The organism is Micromonospora sp. RP3T, from assembly GCF_003027925.1.
Classification (GTDB): Bacteria; Actinomycetota; Actinomycetes; order Mycobacteriales; family Micromonosporaceae; genus Micromonospora.
The window spans coordinates 198,044-211,901 of the sequence record NZ_PYPS01000005.1; the positions used below are offsets into that span (position 1 = coordinate 198,044).

Below are 13,858 nucleotides of genomic sequence, written 5' to 3' on the forward strand. Positions count from 1 at the left end.
ACGGCGGGCCGCGACCGCTTTCCGGCAGGGGGCCCGGTCAGGGCACCGCCCTGATCTTCACGACGAGCGCGCTGCCGAGCAGCGTGACGGCGGCGGTCACCGCGTAGAGCGCCGGGTAGCCGCCCAGGTGCACCACGATCGGGGCGGAGAGCGCCGGCCCCAGCACCTGTGGCGCGGAGTTGGCGATGTTGATCACCCCGAGGTCCTTGGCCCGGTCGGTGGCGGCCGGCAGCACCTGGGTGATCAACGCGGCGTCCACCGCCAGGTAGACGCCGTAACCGGCGCCGAGCAGCAGCGCGGCGACGATCGCCATCGACCAGACCGGCGCCACCGCGAGCAGCGTCGCCGCCACCGCCATGATCAGCCCGGACACGATCACGAAGACCTTGCGTCGACCGGAGCGGTCGGAGAGCCGCCCGGCCACCACGGCGGTGAGCATCATGCCCACCGTGTAGAGCAGGATCAGCACCAGCAGCGAGCCCTCGGGGTCGGCCACCCGCACCCCGTCGGTGAGGAAGTAGAGCAGGTAGAGCGTGCCGAGCGCGTTGCCCAACTGCACCAGGAACCGGGTGAACCAGGCCCAGGCGAAGTCGGGGTGGCGACGCGGGCTGATCCACATCGAGGCGAGGAGGGCGCGCGCCCGCAGCGGCGGCCGGTGCGCCCGGGGCAGTGGGTCGTCCTGGGTGAGCAGCGCGAACGGCAACGACAGCAGCAGCACGGCGAGCGCGATCGCGGCGTACCCGGCGGCGTTGCCGGTGACCACGGCGGTGACCAGCACCGCGCCGAGCACCAGACCCAGCGCCTGCGGGATGCCCACCCAGCCGGAGACGCCGCCGCGCTGCGCCACCGGCACCCGGTCCGGGATCGCGGCGGTGAGGCTGGCCAGCATGGCGTTGAAGCAGACCTGCGCGGCCACCCAGGCCACCGCCACGCCGGCGATGCTGTCCTGCCGGGCCAGCAGCACCAGCGCGAACGCGCCGACCACCGCGCCGGTCGCGGTCCACACGTGCCGGCGGCCGAGGTGCCGGTTCGCCAGCCGCAGCGAGGTCCGGTCGGACAACGCCCCGGCCAGCGGGTTCGCCAGCACCGCGGCGAGCGCGCCGAGGCCGGTGACCACCGCCAGCATGGCCTCCTTGTCGCCCGGCGCGATGCGTTCCACCTGCTGCGGCAGCAGCACCTGGATCGGCGTGAAGAACGCCATCCAGACGCCCAGGTTGGCGGCGAAGATCAGCGCGATCCAGCTCCGCCGCACCGGCACTGTCGGCTCGGCGAGCGCCGCCGGCAGCGAGGCCGGCGTCGGGTTCACCGTGGTCATCGCCGGGCCAGGTCCCGGAACCAGGCGTACGACGACTTCGGGGTACGCCGCTGCGTGGGGTAGTCGACGTGCACCAGCCCGAACCGCTTGGTGAACCCCTCGGCCCACTCCCAGTTGTCCAGCAGCGACCAGACGAAGTACCCGGTCACCGGCACCCCCGCGGTGATCGCCTCGTGCACCGCGCGCAGGTGCCCGTCCAGGTACGCGATCCGCTCCGGGTCGTCCACCCGGCCCTGGGCGTCCGGCACGTCGTCGTACGCGCAGCCGCTCTCGGTGACCTGGACCGGCGGCAACGCGTCGCCGTACCGGTCGTGGAGCTGGAGCAGCAGCTCGCGCAGCCCGTCCGGGGCCACCGGCCAGTCGAACGCGGTACGCGGGTACCCGTCCAGCGGCACCATCTCGAACGGCAGCGGTGAGCCCTCCTCGGGGGCCCGGATGCCGGTCGGGTTGTAGTAGTTCACGCCGAGCACGTCGATCGGGGCGGCCAGCACGTCCAGGTCGCCGTCGTGGATCACGGCCGGGTCGAGGCCGGGCGCGTCGGGGTAGCCGCGGCCGAGCAATGGGTCGGTGAAGAGCCGGTTGTGCAGCGCGTCGTACGCCTGCGCGGCGGCCCGGTCGGCGTCGGTGTCCCCGACCTGCCGCACCGGCGAGTAGTTGTTGGCGATCGCCACCGGGCTCGCGGTGCGGGCGCGCAGCGCGTCGACCGCCAGGCCGTGCCCGAGGAGCTGGTGGTGGGCCACCGGGAAGGCGTCGAAGAGCAGCATCCGGCCGGGCGCGTGGGTGCCGATGCCGTGCCCGAGGCTCATGTGGATGAACGGCTCGTTGAGCGTGATCCAGAGTTTCACCCGGTCGCCGAGGCGGGCCGCGGTCAGGTCGGCGTACTCGGCGAAGCGGGCGGCGGTGTCCCGGTTCAGCCAGCCGCCGGCCTCCTCCAGCGCCTGCGGCAGGTCCCAGTGGAAGAGCGTGGCGACCGGGTCGACGCCGGCGGCGAGCAGGCCGTCCACCAGCCGGTCGTAGAAGTCCAGCCCGGCCGTGTGCGCCGGGCCGGCGCCGGTGGGCTGGACGCGGGGCCAGGCGATCGAGAACCGGTACGCGGACACGCCCAGCCCGGCCAGCAGCGCGGTGTCCTCGGCGTGCCGGTGGTAGTGGTCGCACGCCTCGTCGCCGGTGCTGCCGTCGACGATCCGGCCCGGCTCCCGGGCGAACGTGTCCCAGATGGACGGTCCCCGGCCGTCGACCGTGGTCGCGCCCTCGATCTGGTACGCGGAGGTGGACACCCCCCAGCGGAAGCCGGTGGGGAAGTCGGGCATCGGCACGGTCGTCAATTCGCCCTCCCAATACGTGAAGCGTGTTCGCGACTCTAGGGCTCGGCGGAACGCCACGCCATAGGCCGGGACGGTGCGGGACATCAGGGCGTTTCGGCGTGTCTTCGACAATCCCGTCCGCTTAAGTCCGATTTACACATAGAGTGCCGAATATCGCGGATGTAGTTTTAAGTGGGGGAAAGACGCTCATGATCCTCGTGGAACGCAGCGCACACGTGGTGGCGCCGGTGGAAGTGGTCTGGGACGTCGTGCAGCGCGCCGAGCAGCTGCCGGCCTGGCTGGCGGGGGTCCGTGCGGCCGAGGTCCTCTCCGGGGAGGGGTTCGGTCGGCGGCAGCTCGTCCAGGCCGGACGCGGCGCCGCGCACGAGGCCGAAGTGATCGCCTATCAGGAGCCGACGCTGATCGGCTGGCGCGAACGGGCCAAGGGCGCCGGCGCCCGGGCCGAGGCGCGTACCGAGATCTACGTCCAGCTCACCGCGGACGAGGACGCCGGCGGCACCGTGGTCCGGCTGATCGTCGTCCGGTGGCCCGCCGGGCCGGTCAAGGCCGCACTGCTGCGGCTCGGCCTGCGCCGGGTGGGCGCCGACCTGGAGGACTCGCTGGCCCGGCTGACCGACCTGGCCGCCGTCGGCTGACCGGGTCCGGTCCCGGCGTCGCCCGCAACGACGATGGTCCGGCATCCCAACCAGGGACGCCGGACCATCGTCGTGTCCGTCGGTGTTAAGCAGGGCCCCCTCCTCTACCGCAGGCGTTAAGCGGGGGCCCTTCCTTTCACGTCTAGCTGTCGCCGCCGGTCTCGCCGACGGGGGCGGCGTTGACGTCGTCCAGCGCGTACTTGCGGGCGGCGTCGGCCGGCACGTGCGCCGGGACCGCGCCCCGCAGCGCGAGCTGCCGCAGCGTGGCGACCGCTACCGACTCGGCGTCCACGTGGAAGTGGCGACGCAACGCGTGCCGGGTGTCCGACATGCCGAAGCCGTCGGTGCCGAGCGAGGTGTAGTCGCCCGGTACCCAGCGCGCGATCAGGTCCGGTACCGCGCGCATCCAGTCGCTGACCGCGACCTTCGGACCCTCGGCGTCGGCCAGCTTGCGCTGGATGTACGGGACCCGCTGCTCCTCACCCGGGTTGAGCAGGTTGTGCTCCTCGCACTCCACCGCGTCGCGGCGCAGCTCGGTCCAGGACGTCACCGACCACACGTCGGCGGCCACGCCCCAGTCCTCGGCGAGCAGTTGCTGGGCCTTGAGCGCCCACTGCATGCCGGTGCCGGAGGCCAGCACGTTCGCCTTCGGCGCGTCCGCGCCCAGCTGCGGCGCCGGCGAGTAGCGGTAGATGCCCCTGACGATGCCCTCGGTGTCCACGCCCTCCGGCTCGGCCGGCTGGAAGATCGGCTCGTTGTAGACGGTGAGGTAGTAGAAGACGTTCTCCTGCGCCTCGCCGTACATCCGGTGCAGGCCGTTCTCCAGGATGTGCGCCAGCTCGAACGCGAACGCCGCGTCGTACGCGACCACCGCCGGGTTGGTGGCGGCGAGCAGCAGCGAGTGCCCGTCCTCGTGCTGGAGACCCTCGCCGTTGAGCGTGGTCCGGCCGGCGGTCGCGCCGAGCACGAAGCCCCGGGCCATCTGGTCGGCCGCCGCCCAGAACCCGTCGCCGGTGCGCTGGAAGCCGAACATCGAGTAGAAGATGTACATCGGGATCATCGGCTCGCCGTGCGTGGCGTACGACGTGCCGGCGGCGGTGAACGAGGCGACCGAACCGGCCTCGTTGATCCCCTCGTGCAGGATCTGCCCGGTCGTCGACTCCTTGTACGACAGGAACAGCTCCCGGTCGACCGAGGTGTAGCGCTGGCCGTGCGGCGAGTAGATCTTCTGGGTCGGGAAGAGCGAGTCCATGCCGAACGTGCGGGCCTCGTCCGGGATGATCGGCACCCAGCGCTTGCCGAACTCCTTGTCCTTCATCACGTCCTTGAGCAGGCGGACGAAGGCCATCGTGGTGGCCACCTTCTGCTTGCCCGACCCGCGCTTGACGTCGGCGAACCGCTCGCTGCCCGGGATCGCCAGCGTCTTCGGCGCGGTGGTACGCGACGGGAGGAAGCCGCCGAGCTGGCGACGCCGCTCCCGCAGGTACTCCATCTCGTCCGACTTCTCGTCCGGCGTGTAGTACGGCGGGAGGTAGGGGTTCTCCTCCAGCTGCTTGTCCGGAATGTCGAGGTAGAGCCGGTCGCGGAACAGCTTCAGGTCGTCCAGCGTCAGCTTCTTCATCTGGTGCGTGGCGTTGCGGCCCTCGAAGTGCGAGCCCAGCGTCCAGCCCTTGATGGTCTTGGCGAGAATCACCGTCGGCTGGCCGGTGTGCTCCATCGCCGCCTTGTAGGCCGCGTAGAGCTTGCGGTAGTCGTGGCCACCCCGCTTGAGGTTCCAGATCTCGTCGTCGCTCAGGTGCTCGACCATCTTGCGGGTCCGCGCGTCGCGGCCGAAGAAGTGCTCCCGGACGTACGCCCCGGACTCCGCCTTGTAGGTCTGGTAGTCACCGTCGGGCGTGGTGTTCATCAGGTTGACCAGCGCGCCGTCGGTGTCCGCCGCGAGCAGCGGGTCCCACTCCCGGCCCCAGACCACCTTGATCACGTTCCAGCCGGCGCCCCGGAAGAACGCCTCCAGCTCCTGCATGACCTTGCCGTTGCCGCGGACCGGACCGTCCAGGCGCTGGAGGTTGCAGTTGATCACGAAGGTGAGGTTGTCCAGCTCCTCGCGCGCGGCCACGCCGATCGCGCCGAGCGACTCGACCTCGTCCATCTCGCCGTCGCCCAGGAACGCCCAGACGTGCTGCTGGGAGGTGTCCTTGATGCCCCGGTGCTGCAGGTAGCGGTTGAACCGGGCCTGGTAGATGGCGTTCAGCGGGCCGAGACCCATGGAGACGGTGGGGAACTCCCAGAAGTCCGGCATCAACCGCGGGTGCGGGTACGAGGGCAGCGAGCCGGCGCGGTGCGACAGCTCCTGCCGGAAGCCGTCGAGCTGGTCGGCGCTCAGCCGGCCCTCCAGGAACGCCCGCGCGTACATGCCGGGGGAGGCGTGACCCTGGTAGTAGATCTGGTCGCCGCCGCCCGGGTGCTCCTTGCCCCGGAAGAAGTGGTTGAAGCCCACCTCGTAGAGGGAGGCCGAGCTGGCGAACGTGGAGATGTGACCGCCCACGCCGATCTCCGGGCGCTGGGCCCGGTGCACCAGCATGGCGGCGTTCCACCTGATGTACGCCCGCAGCCGTCGCTCGATGTGCTCGTCACCGGGGAACCACGGTTCCCGCTCCGGTGGGATGGTGTTGATGTAGTCGGTGGTGGTCAGCGACGGCACCCCGACCTGGCGCTCGCGGGCCCGCTCCAGCAGGCGCAGCATGACGTACCGGGCGCGCTTGGTTCCGCGCTCGTCGATGACACCGTCGAGCGACTCGACCCATTCGCTGGTCTCTTCAGGGTCGATGTCCGGAAGCTGGCTCGGCAGACCAGCGGTGATCACCGGGCGCTTGCGTTCCGTAGCCACAGGCGTTCCCTCGGTTCTGTGTGGGATAGGTCTCTAGCGCCATCCTGCCCCCTGGTGGCGCTCGTCGTCACGTCTGGCTCCCCCAGACGCGATGCTGAACACAGGTACCCGCCGGTAACTTTGTGCGATCACCGAGCCCCGCCGTGGGCTCGGCGCTGGCCGTCCCCGGCTACCCTGCCGCCATGCGGAGGCGGCCGGTCCGGGTGGGTGGTGTGCTGGTGGCGGTGGGCGCGCTTGTCGCGTCCGGCTCGGCGGTCGGGCTGGGCTGGGAGATCGCGCGTACCCCGCAGTGGGGTCCGGGCTGGGCGATCGGCCTCGGCATCGGCGTGATGCTGGTGCTCGCCGGCCGGGACGAGCTGCGCCATCGGCGCCGATTCGGGGCCGGCTACCGGGAGGCGGCCGGCGGGGCCGGCCTCTTCCCGTACCCGCCCGGGCCGGAGACCGGCGGCGGCGAGATGCCCACGTACGGCTCGGGGGACGGCGGCGGTGGCGGTGCGGACTGCGGCGGCGGAGGCGGGAGCTGACGCGCTGCGGCAGAATGCGCCGTATGCGTAGTGAGGTGATCAGCGTCCGGACCGGGTCCCGGCCGACCGTCCGGGACATCACGGCCGAGGCCGAGCGGTTCCTCGCCGGGTCCGGCGACGGGCTGCTGCACGTCTTCGTGCCGCACGCCACCGCCGGATTGGCGATCATCGAGACCGGCGCCGGGTCGGACGACGATCTGCTCCGCGCGCTCGACGACCTGCTGCCCACCGACGACCGGTGGCGGCACCGGCACGGCTCGCCCGGACATGGCCGCGACCACGTGTTGCCGGCGTTCGTGCCGCCGTACGCGACGCTGCCGGTGCTCGGCGGACGGCTCCAGCTCGGCACCTGGCAGTCGATCTGCCTGGTCGACCCGAACGGCGACAACCCGGACCGCCAGATCCGCTTCTCCTTCCTCCCCGCCTGACCACCCCCGATGCGGGCCCCTGATTCACGGAAAGAGTGGCTGTCCGACGCGGAACAGCCACTCTTTCCGGGAATCAGCGCCCAAGGACGGGCGGTGTGACGTCAGTTGAGCAGGCGGCGGAGCACGCCGGGTGGGTGACCCAGGTGGGCGCGGACGGTGCGGGTCAGGTGCGCCTGGTCGGCGAAGCCCAGCTCGGTGGCGAGCTCGGCCAGACGCACGCCGCCCTGCTCGATGCGGTCCAGCGCCCGGCCGACGCGCAGGCGGTTGCGGTAGCGGGTCAGCGGCACCCCCACCCGGGCCTGGAACTCCCGGCTGAGCCGGTAGGGCGACACCCCGAGCGCCCGGGCCAGCGGCAGCAGCCCCGCGGCCTCCGGAGCGTCGTCGTGCAGCGCGGCGCGGGCCCGCTCGACCAGCCCCCGGCCCGGCCCGCCACCACCCGCCGTGGGCGCGGCGGCGTCACCGACCAGGCGTACCAGCCGTTCGGCGGCGGCGTGGTCGGGATCGGCGCCGCTGCGCAGCAGCAGTCGGTGGGCGAGATCCAGCCGGCCGTCGACATGCACCGTGCCGGGCACCGGCCGATCGTCGAACAGGTCCCGCCAGAGCCGTTCGGACAGGTGCACCGAGGTGCACTCGTCGCCGCCGGCCGGGTGCGCGAACCGCTCCTCCTCGCCGGGCACGGTCAGGTAGGCGACCGTCGAGCCGACCCACGCGTCCCCGTCGCGCCCGGCCCGCCGGAAGGCGCCACGCCGCGCCAGCACCAGGCCGTACGCGCCGGCCGGCTCCGGCGTCGACCAGCCGGTGTGGTCGTCCCGGCAGCGCACCACGCTCACCCGGAAGTCCGGGTGGGTCAGCAGCCGGCGGGTGGTGCGCACGCGGCTCAGCGTAGGCCGCCCGGGTGACGGAACGGCCCGCAAGGATCGACAAGACCGGACGCCGCCCCGGCCGGCAGGGTGACGCGCGTGACCGATCCGCGCCGGCGTTCCGCCGCCCTGCTCGTCGTGCTGCTCACCGGGCAGGCGATGGCGTCCATGGACACCTCGATCGCGGCCGTGGCCGCCCCCGCGATCCGCGCCGACCTGGGCGGCCCGGCCGCCGTCGGGCAGCTCGTGCTCGCCGGCTACACGCTGACCTTCGCCGTGCTGGTGGTGGTCGGCGCGCGGCTCGGCGCCCGCCACGGCGGCCCGCGGATCTTCCGGCTCGGTCTGGCCGGGTTCACGCTCGCGTCGATGGCCTGCGGACTGGCCCCGACACCGGTGGCGCTCGTGCTCGCCCGGGTGGTCCAGGGCGCGGCCGGCGCGCTCATGGTGCCGCAGGTGCTCGCGCTGATCCGGAGCGCGCTGCCGGACGCGGCGCGGGCCCGCGCGGTCGGGGCGTACTCGATGGTGCTCGCGCTCGGTGTGGCCGCCGGTCAGGTGCTCGGCGGGCTGCTGGTGACGCTCGACCTCGGCGGGCTGACCTGGCGGCTGGCGTTCCTGGTCAACGTGCCGGTCGGGGTGGTCCTCCAGGTCGTCGGCCGGCGGGTGCTGGCCGGCCCGCCGGCCCCGGCGCGGCGGTCTGAGCCGCTCGACCTGCCCGGCGCCGCGCTGCTGGCGACGGCGATGCTCACGCTCGTGCTGCCGCTGGTGCTGGAGACCGCCGTCTGGATCCGGACCGTCGCGGTCACCGCCGGCGCCGTCGGGCTGTGGCTCTTCCTCCGGTACGAGCACCGGCGGGCCCGCCGCAACGCGGCGCCGCTGCTGGACGTGTCGGTGCTACGGCACCCGGGCGTCCCGGCCGGGCTGCTCGCCTGCTGTGTGGTCATGGGCTGCTACGCCGGTTTCCTGTTCGTGTTCACCCTGCGGGCGCAGGACGTGCTGGGGCTCAGCGCGCTCGCCGCCGGCCTGGCCTTCCTGCCGTACGCGGTGGGTTTCGCCGGGTGCGGTCTGGCGGTGGCCCGGCTCCCCGGGCCGGCCCGCGCGGCCCTGCCGGTGGCCGGTCCGCTGGTGCTGGCAGCCGTGGCGGTGCTGCTCGCCGGCTCGTCCGCCGGGCGCTGGCCCTGGCTGGCCGGCAGCGCGCTGCTGCTGCTCGGCGGCGCGGGGCACGCGGCGGCGTTCAGCCCGCTGGTCACCCGGCTCACCGACGTGGTCCCGGCGGGTGCCGCGGCCGCTCTCTCCGCGGTCGTCTCCACCGGCACGCTGCTTGCCGCCGTGCTCGGGGTGACCGTGGTCGGTGGCCTGCATCTGGCCCTGGCCGACGCCGGCGTCGCCGGGGTCGCGCTCGCGCTGCCGCCGGCGCTCGCCACCGCCGCGCTGCTGGTGGCCGGCGCGTTCGCCGCCCGCCGGGCGGTGCGGTCGCGCCCCGTGGCCGCTACCGCAATAGTGGAGGAAATCAATTGTTGATCTGTCACGTATGATTGCCGGCATGGCACAACGCCCGGTCCCCCGCACGCCGACCCCGGCCGACGACCGGCTCGGGCTGGCCGGGGACACCGTGCGCCGGATCCAGCACGTCGCCGCCGCGCTGCGGCACCACCAGGACGAGGAGATCGCCGCGCTGGGCCTGACCCCGGCCGCGGCCCGGGCGCTGCACGAGCTGGACCCGGACCACCCGTCGCCGGCCCGCGACCTGGCCGTGCGACTCGGCTGTGACCGCTCCAACGTGACCGGGCTGGCCGACAAGCTGGAGCAGGCCGGGCTGGTCGAGCGCCGGGCCGACCCGACCGACCGGCGGCAGCGGGCGCTCGTCGTCACCGCGCGCGGCCGGCAGGTCCGGGAGCGGGTACGCCAGGTGATGTCGGACTCACGGCTGCTCGACGGGTTGAGCACGGCGGAGCTGGCCACGCTGCGTGACCTGGTCTGGAAGGTGTCCGACGGCGGCTGCCCGTCCGACGGCGGCTGCCCGGAGGGTCGCGGCGAGGTCTGAGCCGCGCCGGGTGCGAACGTGTCCGACTGGGCGAGGCGGGCCTGATTCGGTAATGCTGTCCGACGTGACCTCCCCGCACGATCTCGACGACCGGCTCCGAGCCGACCTGGCCGCGCTCGACGCGCCGGACCAGCGGCGTGACCTGCGTGAACCGCTGCCCGACGGTGGGTCGCTCACCGGAGCGCAGGCGCTGGCCCTGTTCGACGCGCAGCTCACCAGCCGGCTGGTCGACCTGGCCGGGCGCTGGCTGCGCGGCTTCGGTGAGGGGTACTACACGATCGGGTCGGCCGGTCACGAGGGCAACGCGGCGGTGGCCGCCGCGCTGCGGCCGACCGACCCGGCGTTGCTGCACTACCGGTCCGGCGCGTTCTACTGCCTGCGCGCCGCCCAGGCGGCCGGCGAGTTCCCGCCTGGTCCGCCGCCGGCCGTGCCGGACGATCCGACCGCGGAGCCGGCCACCTCGGCCACCGAGCCCGGTGTGCCCGCCCACTCGCCGGCCGCCCACCACGAGGCGTCGGACCGCGCCGCTCAGGGCGCCACGGACCCCGGAGTGCCCCAGCCTCCCACTTCCCGGGAGCAACGTTCCGACCTGCAGGACAAGGGAAGAGCTTGGCAGGAAAGTGCCCCTCCGGGGGCCGATTCCTACCAAGATCTCACTCCGGCGGAGCGGAGGGACGACGCCGCTGATTCGCACGACGTCGACGCGGTGCTGCTGCCGGACGGGGCCGGGGTGACCGTGGACGCGGACGGCGACGCGACGGTCGGCGTACCCGGTCTGCCGTCGTCGTCGCTCGACGACGCGTTCGCGGGCGCGGCGCGGGACGTGCTGCGCGGCATGGTCGCCTCCGTCGAGGAGCCGATCGCCGGCGGCCGGCACAAGGTCTTCGGCCGGGCCGACCTCGCGGTCGTGCCGACCACCTCGACCATCGCCTCGCACCTGCCCCGCGCGGTCGGCCTGGGGCTGGCCCTGGAACGGCTCCGGCGGGGCGGACGGCGCCTCGACGGCGACCCGGAGGTGGCGTCCTGGCCGCTGGACGCCGTGGTCGTCTGCTCCTTCGGCGACGCCTCGGTCAACCACGCCACGGCCACCGCCGCGTTCAACACCGCCGGCTGGTACGACCACACCGGCCTGCGGATCCCGGTGCTGTTCGTCTGCGAGGACAACGGGCTGGGCATCAGCGTGCGCTCGCCCGAGGGCTGGGTGGCCGCCATGCTGCGGTCCCGGCCCGGCATCCGCTACTTCGACGCCGACGGCACGGACGTGGTGGCGAGCCACCGGGTGGCGGCGGAGGCGACCGCCTGGGTGCGCCGGCACCGCCGGCCCGCCGTGCTGCACCTGCGCACGGTCCGACTGATGGGGCACGCCGGCGCGGACGCGGAGACCGCGTACCGGAGCCCGGCGGAGATCGCCGCGGACGTGGCACGGGACCCGCTGCTGGTCACCGCACGGCGGCTGGTGGCGGGCGGCTACGCGAGCGGCGAGGAACTGCTCGCCCGGTACGACGAGCGGGGCTGGCAGCTCCGGCGGATCGCCGAGGAGGTGCTGGACGAGCCGAAACTGACCACCCCGGTCGAGGTGGTGGCGGAGTTGGCGCCGCGCCGGCCGGCGCGGGTGTCCCGGACGGTCGCCGACGCGGCGGCACACGCGGCTGGTCCGGGCGCCGGAGCGCGGGCGGAGGCGTTCGGCGGGAAGCCGCCGGAGCTGACCGGGCCGCTGACGCTGGCGCAGAGCATCAACGCGGCGCTGGCCGACGGCATGCTCGACCACCCGCAGATGGCCGTGTTCGGCGAGGACGTGGCCGCCAAGGGCGGGGTGTACGGGGTGACAAAGGGACTGCGGGACCGGTTCGGGGTGGCCCGGGTGTTCGACACGCTGCTCGACGAGACCTCGATCCTCGGGCTCGGGCTCGGCGCCGGCCTGGCCGGCATGCTGCCGGTGCCGGAGATCCAGTACCTGGCGTACCTGCACAACGCCGAGGACCAGCTCCGCGGCGAGGCGGCCAGCATGCGGTTCTTCTCCCGGGGTGCGTTCCGGAACCCGATGGTGGTGCGGGTGGCCGGCCTGGCGTACCAGGAGGGCTTCGGCGGGCACTTCCACAACGACAACTCGGTGGCGGTGCTGCGGGACGTGCCGGGGCTGGTGATCGCCGTGCCGGCGCGGCCGGACGACGCCGCGCCGATGCTGCGTACCTGCCTGGCGGCGGCCCGGGTGGACGGTGCCGTCTGCGTCTTCCTGGAGCCGATCGCGCTCTACCACACCCGCGACCTCCACGCGGACGGCGACGGCGAGTGGCTGGCCGAGTACGCCGAGCCGGGTGCCTGGGCGGACCGGCACGTGCCGATCGGCCGCGCCCGGGTGTACGGCGTCGGCTCCGCCGACGATCTCACCATCATCACCTTCGGTAACGGGGTGCGGATGTCGCTGCGGGCCGCGGCCACGCTGGCCGAGGAGGGCGTCGGCACCCGGGTGGTGGACCTGCGCTGGCTCGCCCCGCTGCCGGTGGCCGACATCATCCGGGAGGCGTCGGCGACCGGCCGAGTGCTGGTGGTGGACGAGACGCGGCGCTCCGGCGGGGTGGGCGAGGGGGTGTTGGCGGCCCTTGTCGACACCGGTTATGTGGGCGCGGCGCGACGGGTGGCCGCTCTTGACTCGTTTGTACCATTAGGTCCGGCTGCTCGTCAGGTTCTGGTGTCCGAGGAAGCCATTACCGAGGGTGCCCGTACGCTGCTGGCACGGTAAATTCCGTTCCACCCGGTGCGCCACTTGCGCAGCGAGCCGCAACTGTGTGGACTGGGCGCGGCGGTGTCGCACGACGTCGCCGGCAGGGATGAGATGAGGAGGCACGCGACAGTGAGCGCGACCGCTGGTCAGGCCGCCGACGGGGTACGCAGCCTGGCGGACCGGTTCGGGATCGAGCCGGGCATGGTCGTCATGGAGATGGGCTACGACGACGACGTCGACTCCGATCTCCGGGACGCCCTGACCGACCGCTGTGGAGAACTGGTCGACGAGGACACCGACGAGGTGGTCGACGCGGTTCTGGTCTGGCACCGGGACGGCGACGGTGACCTCTTCGAGCTCCTCGTCGACGCCCTCGGCCCGCTGGCGGACAACGGCGTGGTGTGGCTCCTGACCCCCAAGGCCGGCCGGGACGGCCACGTCGAGCCGAGCGAGGTCGCGGAGAGCGCCCAGACCGCCGGCCTCCAGCAGACCTCCACCATCAACGCGGGCCGCGACTGGAGCGGCGCCCGCCTCGTGCTCCGGCGCGGGTCCAAGAGCAAGAAGTAGGAGCACACATGCCCATCAAGGTTGGCGCCGAGGCGCCGGATTTCCTGCTCAAGGACCAGAACAACCAGGAGGTTCGACTCTCCGACCTGCGCGGTCGCAAGACCGTGCTGCTGGTCTTCTACCCGCTCGCCTTCACCGGCATCTGCCAGGGTGAGTTGTGCGAGGTGCGGGACAACCTCAACGAGTACGTCAACGACGACGTCCAGGTGCTGACCGTCAGCGTCGACTCGGTCTACGCCCACAAGATCTGGGCCGACCGGGAGGGCTACCAGTTCCCGCTGCTGGCCGACTTCTGGCCGCACGGCGCGGTGGCCCAGGCGTACGGCGTCTTCAACGAGGTCGCCGGCATCGCCAACCGGGGCACCTTCGTCATCGACAAGGCCGGCGTGATCCGCTTCGCCGAGATGAACATGCCCGGCGAGGCGCGCGACCAGCAAGGTTGGCGCAAGGCGCTGACCGAGGCCGTCGCCGCCTGAGCCACCCCGAACACGTCGTTCGACCGGGCCGGAGGCGGCAGGTAAGCTTGCCGCTCCGGCCCGCCGTACGGGCGTTCC

General features: G+C 73.1%; 12 protein-coding genes. 8 read left to right on the forward strand and 4 right to left on the reverse strand.

Translation table 11 applies throughout. From position 1 onward, the window contains the following. Window positions 1–37: 37 nt before the first annotated feature. Window positions 38–1,315, reverse strand: a complete 1,278-nt coding sequence (locus C8054_RS06665; protein WP_107155838.1) for an MFS transporter — start codon at window positions 1,313–1,315, stop codon at window positions 38–40. Next, window positions 1,312–2,625: a GH1 family beta-glucosidase gene (locus C8054_RS06670; RefSeq protein ID WP_107155839.1), complete on the reverse strand. Its 1,314-nt coding sequence runs from the start codon at window positions 2,623–2,625 to the stop codon at window positions 1,312–1,314. The genes C8054_RS06665 and C8054_RS06670 overlap by 4 nt, the downstream gene beginning before the upstream one ends. A gap of 203 nt (window positions 2,626–2,828) precedes the next feature. Between C8054_RS06670 and C8054_RS06675 the strand changes: the two genes are divergently transcribed. Continuing rightward, on the forward strand, window positions 2,829–3,275 hold the full coding sequence (locus tag C8054_RS06675; protein WP_107155840.1) for an SRPBCC family protein: 447 nt from the start codon (window positions 2,829–2,831) through the stop codon (window positions 3,273–3,275). 142 nt (window positions 3,276–3,417) lie between these two features. On the opposite strand, the gene aceE is transcribed toward C8054_RS06675, so the two are convergent. Continuing rightward, window positions 3,418–6,162 (reverse strand): pyruvate dehydrogenase (acetyl-transferring), homodimeric type, encoded by a 2,745-nt coding sequence (gene aceE, locus C8054_RS06680; RefSeq protein WP_107155841.1) that lies wholly within the window; start codon window positions 6,160–6,162, stop codon window positions 3,418–3,420. A gap of 182 nt (window positions 6,163–6,344) precedes the next feature. Between aceE and C8054_RS06685 the strand changes: the two genes are divergently transcribed. Both C8054_RS06685 and C8054_RS06690 read left to right on the forward strand, forming a co-directional pair. Then, entirely contained in the window at window positions 6,345–6,686 is a 342-nt protein-coding gene (locus C8054_RS06685; protein WP_146179880.1) for a hypothetical protein, read from the forward strand. Window positions 6,687–6,709: 23 nt separating this feature from the next. Beyond that, on the forward strand, window positions 6,710–7,114 hold the full coding sequence (locus C8054_RS06690; RefSeq protein ID WP_199199563.1) for a YjbQ family protein: 405 nt from the start codon (window positions 6,710–6,712) through the stop codon (window positions 7,112–7,114). Between the two features lie 101 nt (window positions 7,115–7,215). Here the strand turns inward: C8054_RS06690 and C8054_RS06695 are convergent, their stop codons facing one another. Further along, entirely contained in the window at window positions 7,216–7,986 is a 771-nt protein-coding gene (locus C8054_RS06695; protein WP_107155844.1) for an AraC family transcriptional regulator, read from the reverse strand. Window positions 7,987–8,073: 87 nt separating this feature from the next. Here C8054_RS06695 and C8054_RS06700 point away from each other — a divergent pair, with 87 nt between their 5' ends. The 5 genes from C8054_RS06700 (at window position 8,074) to C8054_RS06720 (ending at window position 13,780) form a co-directional block, all read left to right on the forward strand. Further along, window positions 8,074–9,492, forward strand: a complete 1,419-nt coding sequence (locus C8054_RS06700) for an MFS transporter (protein WP_199199565.1) — start codon at window positions 8,074–8,076, stop codon at window positions 9,490–9,492. Window positions 9,493–9,514: 22 nt separating this feature from the next. Further along, entirely contained in the window at window positions 9,515–10,015 is a 501-nt protein-coding gene (locus tag C8054_RS06705) for a MarR family winged helix-turn-helix transcriptional regulator (protein ID WP_107155845.1), read from the forward strand. Between the two features lie 277 nt (window positions 10,016–10,292). Continuing rightward, a complete protein-coding gene (locus C8054_RS06710) occupies window positions 10,293–12,755 on the forward strand; it encodes a transketolase C-terminal domain-containing protein (RefSeq protein ID WP_306766805.1) in 2,463 nt (820 codons plus the stop codon). Between the two features lie 111 nt (window positions 12,756–12,866). After that, window positions 12,867–13,304, forward strand: a complete 438-nt coding sequence (locus C8054_RS06715; protein ID WP_107155847.1) for a DUF3052 domain-containing protein — start codon at window positions 12,867–12,869, stop codon at window positions 13,302–13,304. An 8-nt stretch (window positions 13,305–13,312) separates the two neighbouring features. Further along, window positions 13,313–13,780, forward strand: a complete 468-nt coding sequence (locus tag C8054_RS06720) for a peroxiredoxin (protein ID WP_107155848.1) — start codon at window positions 13,313–13,315, stop codon at window positions 13,778–13,780. Window positions 13,781–13,858: the final 78 nt, after the last annotated feature.